Source organism: Pseudogulbenkiania sp. AW2-16, assembly GCF_056824575.1.
The window spans coordinates 49041-66976 of record NZ_CP157668.1 but is presented as its reverse complement, the minus strand read 5'-3'; the positions used below and the strand labels follow the sequence as shown (position 1 = coordinate 66976).

Annotated in this window: 14 protein-coding genes and 2 pseudogenes; 14 read left to right on the top strand and 2 right to left on the bottom strand. The window is 62.9% G+C overall.

Annotated elements, in window-relative coordinates; genetic code table 11:
• The 12 genes and pseudogenes from ABKF58_RS00340 (at window position 1) to tssA (ending at window position 13289) form a co-directional block, all read left to right on the top strand.
• Window positions 1–414 (top strand): phospholipase D-like domain-containing protein, encoded by a 414-nt coding sequence (locus ABKF58_RS00340; protein ID WP_482582998.1) that lies wholly within the window; start codon window positions 1–3, stop codon window positions 412–414.
• A 152-nt stretch (window positions 415–566) separates the two neighbouring features.
• Entirely contained in the window at window positions 567–2129 is a 1563-nt protein-coding gene (locus tag ABKF58_RS00335) for a phospholipase D-like domain-containing protein (RefSeq protein ID WP_482582997.1), read from the top strand.
• A 75-nt stretch (window positions 2130–2204) separates the two neighbouring features.
• Complete coding sequence (locus ABKF58_RS00330; RefSeq protein ID WP_482582996.1) at window positions 2205–3194, top strand: SEL1-like repeat protein; 990 nt, start codon at window positions 2205–2207, stop codon at window positions 3192–3194.
• A 13-nt stretch (window positions 3195–3207) separates the two neighbouring features.
• The gene (locus tag ABKF58_RS00325) at window positions 3208–3471 is read left to right on the top strand and encodes a type VI secretion system baseplate subunit TssF (RefSeq protein WP_482582995.1); all 264 of its coding nucleotides are present in this window, start codon (window positions 3208–3210) and stop codon (window positions 3469–3471) included.
• 22 nt (window positions 3472–3493) lie between these two features.
• Complete coding sequence (locus ABKF58_RS00320; protein ID WP_482582994.1) at window positions 3494–4834, top strand: hypothetical protein; 1341 nt, start codon at window positions 3494–3496, stop codon at window positions 4832–4834.
• A 95-nt stretch (window positions 4835–4929) separates the two neighbouring features.
• Window positions 4930–6786 (top strand): type VI secretion system baseplate subunit TssF, encoded by a 1857-nt coding sequence (gene tssF / locus ABKF58_RS00315; protein ID WP_482582993.1) that lies wholly within the window; start codon window positions 4930–4932, stop codon window positions 6784–6786.
• A pseudogene (gene tssG / locus ABKF58_RS00310) lies at window positions 6750–7765 on the top strand (type VI secretion system baseplate subunit TssG). Before tssF ends, tssG begins: the two are co-directional and overlap by 37 nt.
• Window positions 7766–7827: 62 nt before the next feature.
• Window positions 7828–10088 (top strand): annotated as a pseudogene (tssH, locus tag ABKF58_RS00305) (type VI secretion system ATPase TssH); the annotation flags it as partial.
• Entirely contained in the window at window positions 10083–10454 is a 372-nt protein-coding gene (locus tag ABKF58_RS00300) for a hypothetical protein (RefSeq protein ID WP_482584411.1), read from the top strand. The pseudogene tssH and the gene ABKF58_RS00300, both read left to right, overlap by 6 nt.
• A 9-nt stretch (window positions 10455–10463) precedes the next feature.
• A complete protein-coding gene (locus ABKF58_RS00295; RefSeq protein ID WP_482582992.1) occupies window positions 10464–11888 on the top strand; it encodes a hypothetical protein in 1425 nt (474 codons plus the stop codon).
• Window positions 11885–12148, top strand: a complete 264-nt coding sequence (locus ABKF58_RS00290; protein WP_014086392.1) for a PAAR domain-containing protein — start codon at window positions 11885–11887, stop codon at window positions 12146–12148. The genes ABKF58_RS00295 and ABKF58_RS00290 overlap by 4 nt, the downstream gene beginning before the upstream one ends.
• Window positions 12149–12191: 43 nt before the next feature.
• Entirely contained in the window at window positions 12192–13289 is a 1098-nt protein-coding gene (gene tssA / locus ABKF58_RS00285; protein WP_482582991.1) for a type VI secretion system protein TssA, read from the top strand.
• A gap of 101 nt (window positions 13290–13390) precedes the next feature.
• Here tssA and ABKF58_RS00280 read toward each other — a convergent pair whose 3' ends face one another.
• The gene (locus ABKF58_RS00280; RefSeq protein ID WP_008955308.1) at window positions 13391–14590 is read right to left on the bottom strand and encodes an ammonium transporter; all 1200 of its coding nucleotides are present in this window, start codon (window positions 14588–14590) and stop codon (window positions 13391–13393) included.
• Window positions 14591–14857: 267 nt separating this feature from the next.
• Window positions 14858–15346 (bottom strand): winged helix-turn-helix transcriptional regulator, encoded by a 489-nt coding sequence (locus ABKF58_RS00275; protein ID WP_008955307.1) that lies wholly within the window; start codon window positions 15344–15346, stop codon window positions 14858–14860.
• Between the two features lie 137 nt (window positions 15347–15483).
• Between ABKF58_RS00275 and ABKF58_RS00270 the strand changes: the two genes are divergently transcribed.
• Both ABKF58_RS00270 and alr read left to right on the top strand, forming a co-directional pair.
• Complete coding sequence (locus ABKF58_RS00270; RefSeq protein ID WP_294864510.1) at window positions 15484–16788, top strand: D-amino acid dehydrogenase; 1305 nt, start codon at window positions 15484–15486, stop codon at window positions 16786–16788.
• Window positions 16789–16795: 7 nt separating this feature from the next.
• Window positions 16796–17863 (top strand): alanine racemase, encoded by a 1068-nt coding sequence (gene alr / locus ABKF58_RS00265; protein WP_482582990.1) that lies wholly within the window; start codon window positions 16796–16798, stop codon window positions 17861–17863.
• The last annotated feature ends 73 nt before the right edge of the window (window positions 17864–17936 follow it).

The following is a 17936-nucleotide window of genomic DNA, read 5'->3' as shown; positions in this document are numbered from 1 at the left end:
ATGGGAAACAAAATTACGACGCCGGTTGCGGCCAACCAGGGCCTGCAATGCACCATCACTCCGCCGTGGTTCGTGCAGCAATCGGAATACTGCCCGCTGAACGGTACTTTCGACTTCCTGATCAATGGTGAGCGCGCGTTTGCCGAGGTGCACAGCGCCATCGCCCTGGCCAAAAAGTCGGTGTACATCATCTGCTGGGGCTTCCAGCCGTCGATGTATTTCGTACGCAAAGGGGCAGAAAACATCCGCTATGACGAGCTGCCGGAAGCAGTGCCGGCACAGATCGGAAAACTGCTGGAATACAAGGCCCGCAACAATGTGCAGGTCAAGGTGCTGTGCTACGCCTTCGAGGACATTCCCGCTCGGGCGGCCACCATGGCACGGGAAAGCGCCAAGGGTGCCAGGGGGGCGTAGGTGGTGCTGTTGTCGGTGCGGAAAAAGGCGCCGCCACGGATGACAAGACCTACGTCAACGTCACCGGGGTAAAGGCAGGTCTGGGAGAGTCCAACACCCCGGGACGGCACAATCTGCGCCTGTCGGATCAGCCCTCCACCAGCACCGATCAGATGCAGGAATACGATATTGCGTGGTACGAGCGCTACGACCACAAGCAGGAAAAAGCCGACATGGCGCGCAATGCCAAGCAGGCCAAGTCGGACGTCACCATGCAAAATCTGCAGTTCTACAGCCGGGACTTCACCGATCAGGATCGAGCGTTCCTGCTGGCGCATGACTATACCGACAAGCATGTCAGCCGCACGATGCGCTATGTGCTGGCGGGTACTCCCAGTCACCACCAGAAAACCGTGCTGGTCGACATCGAGAGCCCGGCTGATCACCTGGCCTTCGTGATGGGGCACAACATGCTGGATGCCTACTGGGATACCAGCGCGCATAGCATCCAGAAGCGCCAACCTCATGCCCCCTGGCTGGGGCCAAATGGCCTGCTGCCACGGCAGGACTTGTCCAGCCGTCTCAGTGGCCCAGCATGTGGCGATGTATATCGCAACTTCCGGCAAGCTTGGCAAAAGGCAGCCGGGCAGGCGCTGCCGGAGATCGATACCAGCCACTACCCGCTGCACGACAAGCGCGGTCAGACATTGCAATGCCAGATCGTGCGCACCCAGCAACAGGTGCGCAGCCAGGGCAAGGCGGTGGAAGACATCAAGCAGGCTTACCTGCAGGCGGTGAACAACGCCACCCAGAGCATTTACATCGAAAACCAGTACTTTCGCTGGCCACCGCTGGCCGATGCCATCTGCCAGGCGGCACAAGCTCAGACTGGCGGTGGGCGCGACCCGGGCAAGCACGGCTCGCTGCACCTGTTCGTGGTGACCAACAGCAGCAACGACGGCATGGGTTCCGGCACCCTGAAAAGCTACCAGATGCTGGACAAGCTGGGCCGTGCCGACACCATTCCCGGTGTGGCGCGCACCAAGCGCATCGAAAACCTGGATGCCGGCATCCGCCAGGCAGAAGGCCAGGCACGGCGCGCCGCCGCCGGCCTGCCCAACCCGGTGCTCTACCCCGGTGGCAAGTACCCGCCAGCCTGGCAAAAACAGGCCGAGCAATACCGCCAGGCGGAGCAAAAAGTGCAGGAGCTGAAGCGGCAGCGCGACGAGCTGGCCGACAAAAGCAAGAAAGACCACGAAGTCATCACCCCGCAGGAAGTACCCGGCCTCAAGGTGCATATCTGCACCCTGGTGCCGCCGGACACCCCGCCGTCGCCCGACAGCTACTACGTGCAAATGGTCTACCCGATGACCGCGCGTCGCGTCAAGCGCGAAGGCAAGCAATGGCAGGAGGTGTACATCCACAGCAAGCTGATGATCGTCAACGACACTTTCATGACCCTGGGCAGCAGCAATATCAACACCCGCAGCATGCAGGTGGACAGCGAACTCAACCTCGTCCACTGCAACCCGCAGGTGGCGCGGAAGGCGCGCCTGGACTTGTGGAATATCCACACCGCTGGCAAGGGCGCACAGGCGGATGTGGGGCAGGCGTTCAATTCGTGGAGGGATATCATCAAGGAAAACAAAGACCGCGAATCTGTTCGCAAACAGCTCCCTTACGCCTCGCTGCGCGGCTTCCTGCGTACCGACCCCACCATCTCGGACAAGGACTAGCCCATGCGCCACCTGCTACTCCTCTCCACCCTGCTGCTGGCCGCCTGTGGCGGCAGCACCATCAAGAGCCCGGACATGGACACCATCAATACCCTACCCACCCGGCTGGAAGAACAGCTGGCCTTTAGCTGCACCTACGAGCAGGCGCGCACGCCGAAACGCGACCCGGAAGCCGAGCAGCTGTTCCAGCATGCGCGCTGGCTGCAGAAGAAAAATCTGCTGAAGAACGATGCGGCGAAATACCCGGCCTTCGAGCGGCTGTACCGTATTGCCGCCGCCTGGGACCACGACAAGGCGGCACACAACCTGCTGCTGATGCTGATGCGTGGCCAGAGCGCCAGCGAACTGCCGGTCACCGAGAGCGTGGATCTGGTGCAGGGGCTGGTGGATCGCGGGCTGCCGCTGGGTTACTACGACATGGGCGTGTTGCTGTACCAGGGTCATGGCGTAAAGGGGAGCGAAGGACAGGCCTTGCAGTACATGCGGCATGCAGCCGATCTGGGGAGTCCGGATGCGCAGTATTACATCGGCGACAAGCTTTTCATGATGGGCTCTGGCTATCCGGAAGCCTTCAAGGCAGGACTCGATATGAAGCGCTGCGCGGCAGACCAAGGACACAGCGAAGCCGCTATCGAGTATGCGACCAACCAAAAAAATGACAAAAACTACCCCGTAGCTCTCAAGTATTACCAGTTGGCAGTAAAAGCCGGTGATGAAACAGCGGCCTTCAAGCTGGGGAAGGTATTTCTCGCCCCTCCGCCCAGCGACGAACTTGATTACTTGGCGCTGGCCAAGGACGAAGAGCGCTCCCGTCGCTACAACATCCTGTCCGACATCCTGGGCCGCTACTCCTACCTCCACCCTACGGTAGAAGACATCGACGATATTGTGCCCTTGCCACCGGCCAAGCTGCCGCCGTGGGATGGCAAGATCAAGTGGTTGACGGACTGGGAAAGCAATGTGCCGCCGCCGCTGCCTGGCGAAGCACGCATTGCCGAGATGGCCAAGGCCAAGGGCTTGAACCCGGCCACCGGCATACCTGTAACCACTACGGGGCAGCCATGAGTTTGCGTCGTCCATGCCACCGGCTCCTGCCGCTGCGGCCAACGTTGGCAGAGGCCCGTCAGCCGCAAGTCTCCAGCGCGCTGATGGCCATTGCCAACCATCTGGAACAGCAGCTTGCCTGTACCCGGAGGTGGCTGCCAGCTTTCTAGACGTGAAGTACCCGCACTACCTGCAGCCGATGCCGGCGGCCACCGTGGTGCAGTTTGAGTGCGATGCGCAGCGGCCGGAGATCGGTAAGCGCTACTGCAGCGGGCCTCATACGCAGATTAGCTTTTGAGATACTCGTGAAGGTAATAAAAATGAATAGATGGTTGGTTTGTTTATGTTGTGCCTTGAATATGCTCATTATAAAGCCAGCAATTGCAGGGGATGTGATGCTCAGTCAACTCGCGGGTAGGTATGTATTGTCTGACAGTAGCTGGGTGCCAAGTAGTTTGATTTTGTCACCGTCTGGTAATTTTGCGTGGTATATGCAGAGTTATGGTGAGCATTGGGTAAGTGGATCCTGGAGTGTGAAAGAAGGAAATATTATTTTGCGAGCGGATGAATATAAGGGGAAAGCTGTTTATAAAAAAACCGCCGCTGACAGTGCGCCGGCAACACCCAGAAAAGATAGCGGGCATACTCTTGCTGCGTATGTCGTAGGTGTTGGCCGTAGAGGAATGGAAAATAGCGAAGTTCTTTTTGAGAACGACAAGGGGCAGCGGCAGTCATCACAACAAACCAAGCTGCCAGGTTTTTTTGTGGCAGAGCTGCCTGAAAATTGGGGAGTGTGGCGTCGTATTGGATTACGCCAGGGAGGGTCTGAGCAGCCCTGGCAGTGGTTTTCGGCCAGTGACTCGGATCGGGCTATCAATATGATGAGTTTCAGGTTGGTAAATGCAAACTTGGTAGCCCCAGTTTTTCGTGAATCCAAGTTGACGCTAGCGGGGGGCGGCAATTTGGAGATGTCGCAGCCAGCGCTGGATTTGCCGATTTCTGAATATGAAACTCTGGAATATCGTAAAGAGAGTAAGCAACTGAATGAGCAGCAGCTTGTTGGGCGCTATAAGGCAGTGGATTTTTCCTATGAGCCAGAATTGGTATTGAAAGAGGATCATACAGCTACGTGGAAAACCATGAATCGGGATAAGTACATTCTAGAAGGGGTGTGGAGTGTTGATAATGGTTTCTTGAGAATGACGAATCACATGCCTAGTGAAGTTCCTGTTTATCATCTAATGGCTAAAGAAGAACTTAATGTTGTAAAGCAGGCGCTGCCTGACGAGTTGATAGCGATTGTCGGTATTCCCAGGGTTGGCGGGTCAGATGGTATAGAGACCAAATTTGAAGTAAATGGAAAGGTTGTAGGTAGTGCAGTAAGCGATAGAACCGGCGATGCCATCCTGAAATGGAAAGGCAATGCCGACAAGTGGTCACGGGTGGCGGTGCGGCGTGCAAAGAGTCGCGATCCTTGGGTTTGGTTGGAAATGCCCATTGAGCGGCGACAGGATCGTATTGTGGGTATTGCCATTAATGATAGAGGGTTGACTAAGCCGATGGTGCCGGAGCTGATTTTCGGGCAGGCGGAAGATGGCACATTAATAGCTCGCGAGCCACTAACAATGACAGTGGTGCAATATGAAAAAGTGGCGAATTGATATTGATAATGTGATTTGGTACTGAGCGCGAATAAGAATTTAGTGGCTAGTTGTTTGGTTGAGAATTGAAAAAATATTATTTGCTGGGCGATTAGATGCTCGAATCCCTCCTCCCCTATTACGAACGCGAGCTCGGCCATTTGCGCGAGCTGTCGGGCGAGTTTGCCCGCCGTTACCCCAAGATCGCCGGCCGGCTGCAACTGGAAGGCGACCAGTGCGAAGACCCGCATACCGAGCGGCTGATCGAGGCGTTCGCCTTTCTGGCGGCGCGCGTGCACAAGAAGCTGGACGATGACTACCCGGAGGTGGCTACCAGCTTTCTGGACGTGCTGTATCCGCATTATCTGCAGCCGATGCCGGCGGCCACCGTGGTGCAGTTTGAGTGCGATGCGCAGCGGGCGGAGATCGGCAAGCGCTACCGTGTCGAGCGTGGGCAGGCCGTGCAGGCGCCGTCGATCCAGGGCGTGAGCTGCAAGTTCCGCACGGTGTATCCGGTCGATCTCTATCCTTTGCAATTGCAGGAGGCGAAGCTGGAGCTGACCAGCGGCTCGCCCTATTTGCGCAGCCTGGCGCCGGATGCGGCGGCGGTGCTGACCCTGCGCTTGCAGACCCAGGGCGGGGTAGGGGTGGATGCCATCGATCTGCAGTCGCTGCGCTTTTTCCTGGATGGTGAGCCAGCGCTGATGCATCTGCTGTACGAGATGCTGCTATCCAACGTACTGAGGGTGCAGGCTGGCGACGGTAGCGAGAATCCGGCGCGCACGCGTGTCCTGAACGCGGATTGCCTGCAGCCGGTGGGCTTCGGTCGCGACGAGGGGATGCTGGAATACGACGAGCGCTCGTTCATGGGCTACCGGCTGCTCTCTGAGTATTTCTGCTATCCGGACAAGTTCCTGTTCGTCGATCTGTTGGGGCTGGCCCCGGTGGCGGCGCGGCTGAGCGGTGATACCGTGCTGCTGCGTCTGCATCTGCGCGATTACCCGGACAGCGAGCGCCATCACCGGCTGCAAAGCCAGTTGCAGCCTTCGCATCTGAAACTGGGCTGCACGCCGCTGATCAACCTGTTCGTGCAGCCGGGCGAGCCGATCCGTGTCACGCATCAGAAGGCCAGTTACCCGGTGCTAGCGGATGCGCGCAAGCAACAGGCCTACGAGGTGGTGCAAATCCGCCGCGTGGTGCGTGTGGAGAAATCCGGCGAGGGCGACAGCAGCGAGGAGGTGCCGCCGTTCTACGCCACGCGCCATGGCAGCGGGCCGGCGCCGCGTTTTTACTGGCATGCCAGCCGCGAGCCGTCGGTGCGGCAGGGTGACCGTGGCACCGACATGGCGCTGCACCTGGTGGATCTGCAGTTCGACGCGGTGCGCCCGGCCGGCGAGGTGCTGAGTCTGGACTTGCTGTGCAGCAACCGCGATCTGCCGGAGCAGATTCCTTTCGGCGGCAGCCAGGCTACCCAGCGCACGGATTTCCAATTGCCGGGGCATTCGGTGGTGAAGCGGGTGCGCTTGTTGCGCAAGCCCGGTGCCAGCCAGCGCAGTCCGTTGGGACGGGCGGTGCAGTGGCGCCTGATCTCGCACCTGTCGCTCAATTACATGTCCATCGTCGATTCCGGACGCGAGGCGCTGCAGGAAATGCTGACGCTGTACAACCTGGGCGATGCGGCGGCCAATGTGCGGCAGATTCAGGGCATTGTCGGCATCCGCAGCGAAGCGGTGGTGCAGCGTGTCAACGGCCGCCATTTCTCCGGTTTCGTGCGCGGCACCGAGATCACCCTGACGCTGGATGCCGATTACTACGTCGGCGGCAGCGTGTACCTGTTCGCCTCCCTGCTGGAGCGGTTCTTCGCGCTGTACTGCGCGCCCAACAGTTTTACCCGCCTGCGTGTCAGGACGGTGCAACGTGACGAGGAGGTGGCGGCATGGCCAGCCCGAGCCGGCGAAGCCCTCGTGATCTGAAGCTGGCGCTGGCCAGGGATGCCAGCCAGTTCGGCTTTTTCCAGGCGGTGCGTCTCCTGGGCTTGTGCGAAGGTTCACGCCGCCAGCGGCGCACGCTGCCGGCGCAGTTGCGCTTCCGCACCCTGGCGTCGCTGTCGTTTCCGGCCAGCGAGCTGGTGCAGTACCAGCCAGCGGCGGCGGAGGGCACGGCTCCCGCCGAGATGACGGTCAGCTTCATGGGGTTGACCGGGCCCAGCGGGGTGTTGCCGACGGCGTATACCGAGCTCTTGCTGGAGCGGCGGCAGCAGTACCGCGATACCACCCTGCATGCCTTCTTCGACCTGTTCAGCCACCGCGCCATCGCCTTGTTCTACGCGGCCTGGCGCAAGTACCGCTTCTGGCTGGCCGAGGAGGCCGGCGAGCAGGATGGCTTCAGCCACAACCTGCTGGATCTGGCCGGGGTCGGTTTGGGCCGGTTGCGTGGGCAGGCGGCGCAGGACGGCCTGCTGGATGAGCGGCTGTTCATTTATTACGCAGGCCTGTTGAGCCAGAAGCCGCTGTCGGCCCTGACGCTGCAGACTTTGGTGGAGGGGCTGTTCGGCACCCGTGCCCAGTTGCAGCAGTTCGCGGGGCTGTGGCTGGAGGTGCCGTTGGCCGAACAAAGCCAGCTGGGTGGCCAGTCCTGCGAACTGGGGGTGTCACTTTTCGCCGGCGAGCGGCAGTGGGATCGTCAGACCAAGCTGCAACTGCGCCTGGGGTGTTTGCGTCGTGCGCAATTCGAGGCCTTGCTGCCGGGGGAGATGGAGCTCGCGTCTTGCAAGCGCTGATGCAGTTTGCCGTGGGGCACCAACTGGCGGTGGATGTCTGCCTGGTGCTCGACAAGCGCGATGTGCCGTCGGCACGGCTGGATGCCGATGCCCCATTGCGGCTGGGGGCCAGCAGCTGGCTGGGGGCGCGGGCAGCCGACCCGGACGACATGCGCTATGCGCTGTTGCACTGAGCCTTGCCTGGCATGGCGCCTAGCCTGACCCGGCCTTATTCACTTTATCTGATGGAAACACTATGTCGGTATCCCTGAAATCCCTGATCGAGCGCCTGACGCCGCTGGCGCGGCAGAGTGTGGAGCAGGCCGCCAGTCGCGCCTTGTCCCGCACCCACTACGAGATCGAGATCGAGCACGTGCTGTTGATCCAGCTTGACCAGGACATGAATGCCGCGCGCGCCGCCTTGCAGGCGGCCGGCATCGATCTGGCCGATTTGCAACGGGGGCTGGAAGCCGCTCTGGATAGCTTCCGCACTGGTAATACCCGCAACCCGGTGCTGTCGGCCTGGTTGCCCAAGTGGCTGGAGAAAGCCTGGCTGCTGGCCAGCGCGGAGTTCGGGCAGGAGAGCGTGTCCACGCTGGATCTGCTGTTGGCGCTGTTGCGTGATGAATCGCTGCGTCCGGCGGTGCAAAGCGGCTGCCCTGCCTTGTTGCGTATCGAGGCGGGTCGTTTGCAATCGGCTTACGCCGCGCTGCGCCAGCATGGCGGGGAGGGCGGCGGGCCGGTGGCGGTCACCGAGCCCGATCAGCCGGCGGAGATGCCGGCCGGCAAGGTTCGCGGCAGCGCGGCACTCGATAAATACACCATCGACCTGACCGCCCAGGCGCGTGCCGGCAAGATCGATCCGGTGCTGGGGCGCGATGGCGAGATCCGCCAGATGATCGACATCCTGATGCGCCGCCGACAGAACAACCCCATCCTGACCGGCGAGCCCGGCGTGGGCAAGACCGCGGTGGTGGAAGGGCTGGCGCGCAAGATCGTGCACGGCGAGGTGCCGCCGGTCTTGGCCGGTGTCTGTCTGCGCACACTGGACCTGGGGCTGTTGCAGGCCGGTGCCAGTGTGAAGGGGGAGTTCGAAAACCGTCTGCGTCAGGTGATCGACGAGGTGAAGGCGAGCCCGGTGTCCATCATCCTGTTCATCGACGAGGCGCACACGCTGATCGGCGCCGGCGGCGCGGCCGGTCAGAACGACGCGGCCAACCTGCTCAAGCCGGCGCTGGCGCGTGGCGAGCTGCGCACCATCGCGGCGACCACCTGGGCCGAGTACAAGAAGTATTTCGAGAAGGACGCCGCCTTGGCGCGCCGCTTCCAGGTGGTGAAGGTGGAGGAGCCGGCGCCGGAGGTGGCGGTGCAGATGGTGCGCGGGCTGACGCACGCCATGGCCACCCATCATCAGGTGGAAATCCTCAACGAGGCGGTCGCCGCCGCCGTGCATCTGTCGAGTCGCTACATCACCGGCCGCCAGTTGCCGGACAAGGCCATCAGCGTGCTGGATACCGCCTGCGCCCGCGTGGCGCTGTCGCGCGCCGGCAAGCCGGGACCGATCGAGGACGTGGCGGTGCTGATCGCCAATGCCGAGCGCGAGATTGCCGCCTTGCAGCGCGAGGAGGGCCACGCCGAGCGTATCGCCGAGCTGGAGGCTCGGTGCGGCGAGTTGCAGGCCGACCTGGAGCGCCTGCACACGGTCTGGGAGGCGCAGCAGCAACTGGTGGCCGAGATCGACGAGCTGAAACAGCAGCAGGGGGAGGTTAAGCCGGCCAAGGGCAAGAAGGTCAGCCCGCTGCAGGCCAAGCGCCAGGGTTTGCGTGAGCTGCACAAGCAGCAGCCGCTGGCGTTCGAGTGCGTCGACGAGAGTGTGATCGCCGACGTGATCGCCGGCTGGACCGGTATCCCGCTGGGGCGCATGGTCAGCAACGAGCTGGCTCAGGTACAGCAGCTGGCGCGGCTGTTGGGGGAACGGGTGATCGGCCAGGATCACGCGCTCGAGCAGATCGCCGAGCGGGTGCAGATTGCCAAGGCCGGCCTGGAAGACCCGGGCAAGCCCAAGGGGGTGTTCCTGCTGGTGGGGCCATCCGGCGTCGGCAAGACCGAGACCGCGCTGGCGCTGGCCGAGGCCTTGTACGGCGGCGAGCGCAATCTCATCACCATCAATATGTCGGAATACCAGGAGGCGCACAGCGTGTCCGGGCTCAAGGGCTCACCGCCGGGCTACGTCGGCTATGGCGAGGGTGGAGTGCTGACCGAGGCGGTACGCCGCAAGCCGTATTCGGTGGTGTTGCTGGACGAGGTGGAGAAGGCGCATCCGGACGTGCTGGAGCTGTTTTTCCAGGTGTTCGACAAGGGGGGCTGGAGGACAGCGAAGGGCGCGAGGTGGATTTCAAGAACACGATCATTCTGTTGACGTCGAACGCCGGTACCGAGCTGGTGATGCGGGCCTGCGAGCACGGTGTGACGGTGGAAGGCGAGACGCGCGAGCCGACGCCGGACGATCTGGTGGAAATCCTGCGACCCACCCTGCAGCAGGTGTTCAAACCGGCCTTCCTGGGGCGCTTGGCCATCGTGCCGTACTTCCCGATCGACGACGAGGTGTTGCACGCCATCGTGTGTCTGAAGCTGGACAAAATCCGCCAGCGCATCGCGGACAACCACGGTGCCAAGGTGGAGTTTCCGGATGAGCTGGCAGGCGTCATGGCGGCGCGTTGCCTGGACGTGGACAGCGGTGCGCGCAACGCCGACGCCATCCTCACACGCACGTTGCTGGCACAGATTTCGAGCGACCTGCTCGCCCGCATGGCCAGCGGCAAACCGGTGAAGAAGATCGCCGTGGCGCTCAAGGGCGAGCAGCTCAAGGTTCGCATCAGCTAGGGGGGCAAGATGCTGAAACTGCTGGCCGTACTGGCCCTGATCTTCCTGCTGTGGTGGGGGGCGTTGTGGCTGCTGATTCCAGTGGAGTGGCAGCAGATCAGCCCCACCGTCATGTTGCTGGCGCACCTGTTGCCGCCCTTGCTGCTCACCGCCTTGGGGTATGCCTGGCGATTGCATCAGGAAAAACGCGAGCAGGCCGCCGCCCAGGCGCAAGCCGAGTCGGAGGCCGCGGCGCAGCAGGCCCGGCGTGACGAAGCCCGGGAGACGCATCTGGCCGCGCTGCGCGAACGGCAACAGATGGTGAGCTGCCGCTGGTTGTCGGTGCAGGCTGTAGTGCAGAGAGAGGAGCCGGCCTGGCTGGACGAGTTGCCACCCGCCTGCCAGTGGATGGTGCGGACGCGCGACGAGTGGGAGCTTGGCGACGAGGTGCTGGACGGCCTGATGCCGTGGCTGGAAGAGAGCTTGCAGGCCTTGTACGCCGAGCTGCCGGGGGCCGCCTCGCTGCCGCTGCTGTTGGAGGTGTTGCCGCGGGTGTCGGGGATCGAACAGGTCGGCCGCGTCAGGCAATGCCAGGAGGTGGCGTGGCTGACCGCTCAGGGGGAGGGGCCCCTGCCCACCAGCGATTGCCGTTTCCTGCCCGGCAGCGGCACCGTGGCCGACCGCGTGATGCAGTTCCTGGCGCAAGACCCGGAGTTGCCGGGGGCGGTGGTGCTGGCAGCTGACGCCCCACCGGCCTGGCCGGATGAGGAGGAGCCGGATGCGGCGATTCGGGCCCAATGGCTGCAACTGGGCCGCCCGGGGGCCGCCGTGGTGCTGTTGCTGTTCTTGCGCGACGGGCTTGCCGTTTCGACTGACAGTGCACTGGAAGCAGGGCGCGACCCTTATCTGCCGTATTGGGAGCGCGAGGGCGTGACGTCTCCCGCCGGTTGGGGGCGAGTGCCGGAACACACCCGGGCGGCGCTGGCAGCCTTGCCGCACCTGGCCCGCCTGGCCCAGTCCAGCAGCGGCGAGGTGCAGCGGCAGGGCGCCTTGCAGCTGACACGCCAACTGCAGCCCTTGCTGGACAATGCACTGGTGAATGCCGCGCTGCTGGACTATCCGTTCAGCGCCGAGGAGGCCGACCCGCAGCGCAACTTGGCCGACAGCGTGGCCTGGCTGGTGCACAACTGCGGCGATGTCGAGGTGGGTGGCACGCGCTTGGCCGCCATCGCCGGCAATCTCACCCGTTACCAGGTGGGCCTGCACCCCATCGATGACGCCAGCAACCTGGTGCGTGACTGGGGCGATGTCGGGGCCGCCGCGCCGGCCATGCTGGCGGCACTGGCGGTGACGCACAGCGCCCGGCTGCAGGTACCCGCCGTCATCACCCAGTTTCACCATGATCACGTTGCGTTGGCGCTGGCCCGGCCGGCAGTACAGGAGAACCTCGCATGAAACGCGTCATTCGTCTGGGGGACCCGACCAGCCACGGCGGCACGGTGGTGAGCGCCGCCTCCAGCACGGTGCTGTTCGGCAAGCCGGTGGCCTTGCTGGGCGATCAGGTCACCTGCCCGCAGCAGGGGCACAGCAACTGCACCATCGTGGAGGGCGATAGTAGCTGGCTGGTCGGCGGCAAGCCGGTGGCGCTGGAAGGCCACAAGGTCAGCTGCGGCGCCACGCTGATCGCCACCCTGCCGGAGTTGGGCAAGGGCTAGTCCGTTCCGTTTTCCTTTTTCTTTCCGAGATATCACCACAACGATGCAGAACCCTTCTATTGCGCTTTTGCTGGCCCCCTTGCCGGGCGGTCATCCCGCCGGGGAAGACCTGGCTTATTCCCCCTTGTTCGACCAGATCCGCGAGGCCCGGCGCAGCGATGATCCGTTGCTGTCCCAAGGCGACTGGGAGCAGGCCTTGAAAGTGGCCGAATGGCCCAAGGTGATCCGCCTGTGCGAGGAGGCCCTGAGCCAGCGCAGCAAGGATTTGCAACTGCTGGTTTGGTATGCCGAAGCCCAAGTGCAGGTACATGGTCTGGCCGGGCTGGCGCAGGGGCTGGCCGCCTTGGCCGACTGGCTGGAGCATTACTGGGAGAGCGGCTACCCGGAGTTCGCCCCGCATGATCTGGATGAACGGGTGGGCAAGCTGGAGTGGCTCAACCTGCAACTCGGCGTGGCGACCCGCGGTGTCCCGCTCATCAAGCCCGAGCATGGCGGTTACAGCTGGCAGCAGTGGAGGCAGTCCCGCGAGGTGGATAATCTGGGCCTGAAAGATCCGGAGGCGAAACTGGTGGCGTTGGCCGAGGGAAAGCTTGCTGGCGAGGACTTCGACAAGGCAGCCACCTTGTCGGGTCATGCCTGGTTCGCCAGCCAGGCCGAGCTGCTGTTGGCGTCGCTGAGTGCCTACGAGGCATTGGACAAGCGACTCGATGAGCGTTTCGGCGATGAAGCACCGAGTCTTGCCGAGGTGCGCAACGCCATTTACGCCTGCCAGGAGCTGGTGCTGCGTTACCGCCAGCAACTGGGCGGCGCTGCGGCGGTCGCTACCCCCAGCGCCGTGCCTTCCCATACTGCGCTGCCGGAGAACACCGCCATGCCTTCTGCCATTCCGACAACTCCATCAGTGACGGCACCGGAGCCCACTTTCGACGGCCAAGTCCGTAGCCGCCAGCAGGCGGTACAGATGTTGACCGAGGTCGCCCGTTACTTTCGTCACAACGAACCGCACAGCCCGGTGGCGTTGCTGGCCGAGCGTGCTGCACGCTGGGCGGAAATGAGCCTGGAAGAATGGCTGCAGCATGTGGTGAAGGATGACTCGACACTGCGCCAATTGCAGGAGCTACTGGATATCAACCACAGCTGAACGGCCAGGACGGCGGTGTCACGATTGGCGAAAAGCCCACCTTCAGGTGGGCTTTTCGCTGGTGTTGCTCTTGTCTTTGCCGGAACGTTGCCGGGCCGCACCTACCAGTTGCTCTCGCGCTCCGGCGTGGCGGTGATCTGGTGGATAGAGAGGTCCGCGCCGTTGAACTCTTCTTCCTCGCTCAGGCGGATGCCGACACTGCGCTTGAGCAGGCCGTACACCAGGTAGCCGCCACCGAAGCCGACGGCGATGCCACCCAGCGTGCCGATCAACTGCGACACCAGGCTGACGTGGCCGGCGCCGCCCAGCCAGGGTTGGCCGAACAGGCCGGCGGCGATGCCGCCCCAGGCGCCGCACAGGCCGTGCAGTGGCCATACGCCCAGCACGTCGTCGATCTTCCAGCGGTTCTGCGTCAGTGTGAAGAGCTGGACGAACAGCGCGCCGGCGATGGCGCCCACCACCAGGGCGCCGGCCGGGTGCATCAGGTCGGAACCGGCGCACACAGCCACCAGCCCGGCCAAGGGGCCGTTGTGGATGAAGCCGGGGTCGTTCTTGCCGAGCCACATTGCGGTCAGCGTGCCGCCCACCATGGCCATCAGCGAGTTGATCGCCACCAGGCCGGAAATGCCTTCCAGCTTCTGCGCGCTCATCACGTTGAAGCCGAACCAGCCGACGATCAGGATCCAGGCGCCCAGCGCCAGGAACGGGATGCTGGACGGCGGGTGCGCGGCGATGCGGCCTTCCTTGCTGTAGCGGCCGCGGCGTGCGCCCAGGTTCAGCACGGCGGCGAGCCCGATCCAGCCGCCCACGGCGTGCACCACCACCGAGCCGGCGAAGTCATGGAAAGGTTGGCCGAAGGCGTGCGTAAGCCAGTCCTGCACGCCGTAGTGGTTGTTCCAGGCGATGCCCTCGAAGAACGGGTAGACGAAGCCCACTAGCAGGAAGGTCGCGGCCGATTGCGGATGGAACTTGGCGCGCTCGGCGATGCCGCCGGAGACGATGGCCGGAATGGCGGCGGCGAAGGTGAGCAGGAAGAAGAACTTCACCAGGCCGTAGCCACTTTCGGCGTTGAGCGCGCTGGCGGGCTGGAAGAAGTGCACGCCGTAGGCCACGCCGTAGCCGATGAAGAAGTAGGCGATGGCGGAGACGGCGAAGTCGGTGAGGATCTTCACCAGCGCGTTGACCTGGTTTTTCTTGCGCACCGTGCCCAGTTCGAGGAAGGCGAAGCCGGCGTGCATGGCCAGGATCATCACCGCCCCCAGCAGCAGGAACAGCACGTCGGAAGTCGAGGAGTGAGTCATGAACGGTCCCAAAGATATTTTTGTGCTTCGCCTTGTAGCAAAAGCAGTGCCAATTCATGGTGCACGTGATGCATGACGGGGCATGCCTGCACCGGATTGGCGTATCGGGACGATGGGAGGGGATAGGAAGGCGTCGCGACGAGAGAATTTCACGGCGACTCAAGTCAAATCGCACCAAATGAGATCACGTCATGGTGCACGTGACTTCATTTGGTGCGTTCTGTTTTGGTGCGTCGGCATCGTTTCACCGATGCCATGGCGGTCAGGTTAGTCGGGGATGGGCAGCGCCAACGTTTCCTTGACCTCTTCCATCACCACGTAGCTGCGCGACTCGTTGGCGTGCGGCAGCTTGAGCAGGATGTCGCCCAGCAGTTTGCGGTACATCGACATGTCCGAGATGCGCGCCTTGAGCAGGTAATCGTACTCGCCGGACACCAGGTGGCACTCCATCACCTCCGGCAGCTTCTGCACCTCGCGGCGGAAGGAGTCGAAGATGTCGCCGGACTTGGCGGCCAGCTTGATCTCGACGAATACCAGCAGCGAGGAGTTCATCGCTTGCGGATTCAGGCGGGCGTAGTAACCTTCAATTATGCCGTCACGCTCCAGTTTGCGTACCCGTTCGGTACAGGGCGTGGTCGACAGGCCGACCTTGTCGGCCAGTTCGGTCATCGACATGCGGCCGTTGTTTTGCAGGTATTTCAGTATCCTCAAGTCGATCTTGTCGAGCGGGCGCTCCACTACTTGTTTGTCTCTCATAATTTCCTGTGCATTGTCTATATTTTGTTGAATTTATTTGTTTTTTTGTAAAAAAACAGTAAATAAAACTGCCTTAAAGTAAATATACTACCGGAAATCACTAAACGTTCAAACCCTACGTCGGGAGTGTAGAGAACATGAAGGTTATCGTGCTGGGCGGTGGTGTCCTGGGTGTTTCCACTGCATGGTATCTGGCCAAGGCTGGCTGCGATGTGACCGTGATCGAGCGCCAGGACGGCGTCGCACTGGAAACCAGCTTCGGCAACGCAGGCCAGATTTCTCCGGGTTATTCCGCCCCGTGGGCCGCACCGGGCATTCCGCAGAAAGCCGTCAAGTGGCTGTTCCAGCGTCACGCCCCGCTGGCCTTCAAGCCGGACGGCAGCCTGTACCAGTGGCAGTGGATGAGCAAAATGCTTGCCAACTGCACCGAAGCCGCCTACGCCACCAACAAATCTCGCATGGTGCGACTCGCCGAGTATAGCCGCGACAAGATCAAGGAACTGCGCGCCGAGACCGGGCTGGCCTACGAAGGCCGCGAAATGGGCACGCTGCAGGTGTTCCGCACCCAGTACCAGCTCGACGGCATGGCCAAGGACATCGCCGTGCTGAAGGAAACCGGCGTGCCGTTCAACGTGCTCGACCGCGAGGGCTGCGTCAAGGCCGAGCCGGCGCTGGGGCGGGTCAAGGAAAAGATCGTCGGCGGCCTGCAACTGCCCAACGACGAAACCGGTGACTGCCAGCTGTTCACCTCCCGTCTTGCCGAACTGGCGCGCGCCAAGGGCGTGAAGTTCCTGTTCGGTCAGACCATCGACGCCATCCAGCACGACGGCAAGAAGATCACCGGCGTGCGCGCCAACGGCGTGGAGCACCGTGCCGACCACTACGTGGTGGCGCTCGGCAGCTACTCGCGCGATCTGTTGAAGACGCTGGACATCGACATCCCGGTCTACCCGGTCAAGGGTTACTCGCTGACGGTGCCGATCACCAACGCCAGCGCCGCCCCGGTGTCCACCGTGATGGACGAAACCTACAAGGTGGCGATCACCCGCTTCGACAACCGCATCCGTGTCGGCGGCATGGCCGAACTGTCCGGCTACGATCTGAGCCTGAACCCGCGCCGCCGCGAAACGCTGGAAATGGTGGTGGGCGATCTGTTCCCCGAAGGCGGCAACATCCCTGCGGCCGAATTCTGGACCGGCCTGCGCCCGATGACGCCGGACGGCACGCCGATCATCGGCGGCAGCCGCTTCGCCAACCTCTCGCTCAACACCGGCCACGGCACCCTGGGCTGGACCATGAGCGCCGGTTCCGGCAAGGTACTGGCCGACCTGATTATGGGTGTGAAGCCGGAAATCAGCGTCGACGGCCTGTCCATGCAGCGTTACGCCAAAGGCGGCGAAAAGCTGGTGGTACCGACCGCCCGTATCGTCACCAGCCACTGAGGTTCGCATGCGTCCGTTGATTGCCTCGATCCGACTCGAGCACTTTCGTCACAACTATGAACTGGCGCGCCGCCAGCACGGCGGCCGCGCGCTGGCCGTGGTCAAGGCCAACGCCTACGGCCACGGCGCGGTACGTTGCGCCCAGGCCGTGGCCGACATCGCCGACGGCTACGCCGTGGCCTGCCTGGAAGAGGCGCTGCAATTGCGCGAAGCCGGCCTGACCCTGCCCATCCTGCTGCTGGAAGGGGTGTTCGAGGCGGCCGAATTGCGCGAGGTGGAGCAGCATGGCCTGTGGCTGGTGGTGCAGAGCCAGCAGCAGCTCGACATGCTGCTCGCCAGCCAACCCGCCAAGCCCTACCGGGTGTGGCTGAAAATGGACTCCGGCATGCATCGTGCCGGTTTCTTCCCGCAGGACTACGCGGCCGCCTACCAAAGGTTGGCCGAAAGCGGCAAGGTGGACGGCATCGTCAAGATGACCCACTTCGCCCGCGCCGACGAACCGGCGCTGTCTGCCACTGCGCAGCAGATGGAAACCTTCGATGCCGCCTGCGCCGGTCTGCCGGGCGAAGTCAGCGTGGCCAACTCCGCCGCCATCATGGTGCACGAGCGCACCCGGCGCGACTGGGGCCGTCCCGGCATCATGCTGTACGGTGCCACCCCGCTGCCTGCCGGCTACGCGCAGGATGCCGCGCTCAAGCCGGTGATGCGTCTCACCAGCCGGGTGTTCGGTGTGCGTGAGCTCGCTGCCGGCGAGCCGGTGGGCTACGGCGCCACCTTCGTCACCGAGCGTCCGACCCGCGTCGGCCTGATCGCCTGCGGCTACGCCGACGGCTACCCGCGGCTGGCCTCCACCGGCAGCCCGGTGGCGATCGACGGCGTGCGCTCGCGCATCATCGGCCGCGTGTCGATGGACATGATCACCGTCGATCTGACCGACTTGCCGGCTGCCGGCATCGGCAGCGAGGTCGAACTGTGGGGCGACAGCGTCAACGTCAACGAGGTGGCGGCTCAGGCCGGCACCATCGCCTACGAGTTGCTCTGCAACGTCAAGCGCGCCCATTTCGTGTATTGCTGAATTGTAAAGTCGTGTGCACTCTGCTTAACCCGGTCATTTGGCCGGGTTTTTTTTGACTCTTCCCAAAGTGACC

What these genes read in the sequence shown, in the direction of transcription:
- alr (WP_482582990.1), top strand. Translation starts at nt 16,796, where the DNA reads ATGCGTCCGTTGATTGCCTCGATCCGACTCGAGCACTTTCGTCACAAC.
- tssF (WP_482582993.1), top strand. Translation starts at nt 4,930, where the DNA reads ATGCTCGAATCCCTCCTCCCCTATTACGAACGCGAGCTCGGCCATTTG.
- ABKF58_RS00340 (WP_482582998.1), top strand. Translation starts at nt 1, where the DNA reads ATGGGAAACAAAATTACGACGCCGGTTGCGGCCAACCAGGGCCTGCAA.
- ABKF58_RS00320 (WP_482582994.1), top strand. Translation starts at nt 3,494, where the DNA reads ATGAATAGATGGTTGGTTTGTTTATGTTGTGCCTTGAATATGCTCATT.
- ABKF58_RS00330 (WP_482582996.1), top strand. Translation starts at nt 2,205, where the DNA reads ATGGACACCATCAATACCCTACCCACCCGGCTGGAAGAACAGCTGGCC.
- ABKF58_RS00270 (WP_294864510.1), top strand. Translation starts at nt 15,484, where the DNA reads ATGAAGGTTATCGTGCTGGGCGGTGGTGTCCTGGGTGTTTCCACTGCA.
- ABKF58_RS00290 (WP_014086392.1), top strand. Translation starts at nt 11,885, where the DNA reads ATGAAACGCGTCATTCGTCTGGGGGACCCGACCAGCCACGGCGGCACG.
- ABKF58_RS00275 (WP_008955307.1), bottom strand. Translation starts at nt 15,346, where the DNA reads ATGAGAGACAAACAAGTAGTGGAGCGCCCGCTCGACAAGATCGACTTG.
- ABKF58_RS00325 (WP_482582995.1), top strand. Translation starts at nt 3,208, where the DNA reads ATGCCACCGGCTCCTGCCGCTGCGGCCAACGTTGGCAGAGGCCCGTCA.
- tssA (WP_482582991.1), top strand. Translation starts at nt 12,192, where the DNA reads ATGCAGAACCCTTCTATTGCGCTTTTGCTGGCCCCCTTGCCGGGCGGT.
- ABKF58_RS00335 (WP_482582997.1), top strand. Translation starts at nt 567, where the DNA reads ATGCAGGAATACGATATTGCGTGGTACGAGCGCTACGACCACAAGCAG.
- ABKF58_RS00295 (WP_482582992.1), top strand. Translation starts at nt 10,464, where the DNA reads ATGCTGAAACTGCTGGCCGTACTGGCCCTGATCTTCCTGCTGTGGTGG.
- ABKF58_RS00280 (WP_008955308.1), bottom strand. Translation starts at nt 14,590, where the DNA reads ATGACTCACTCCTCGACTTCCGACGTGCTGTTCCTGCTGCTGGGGGCG.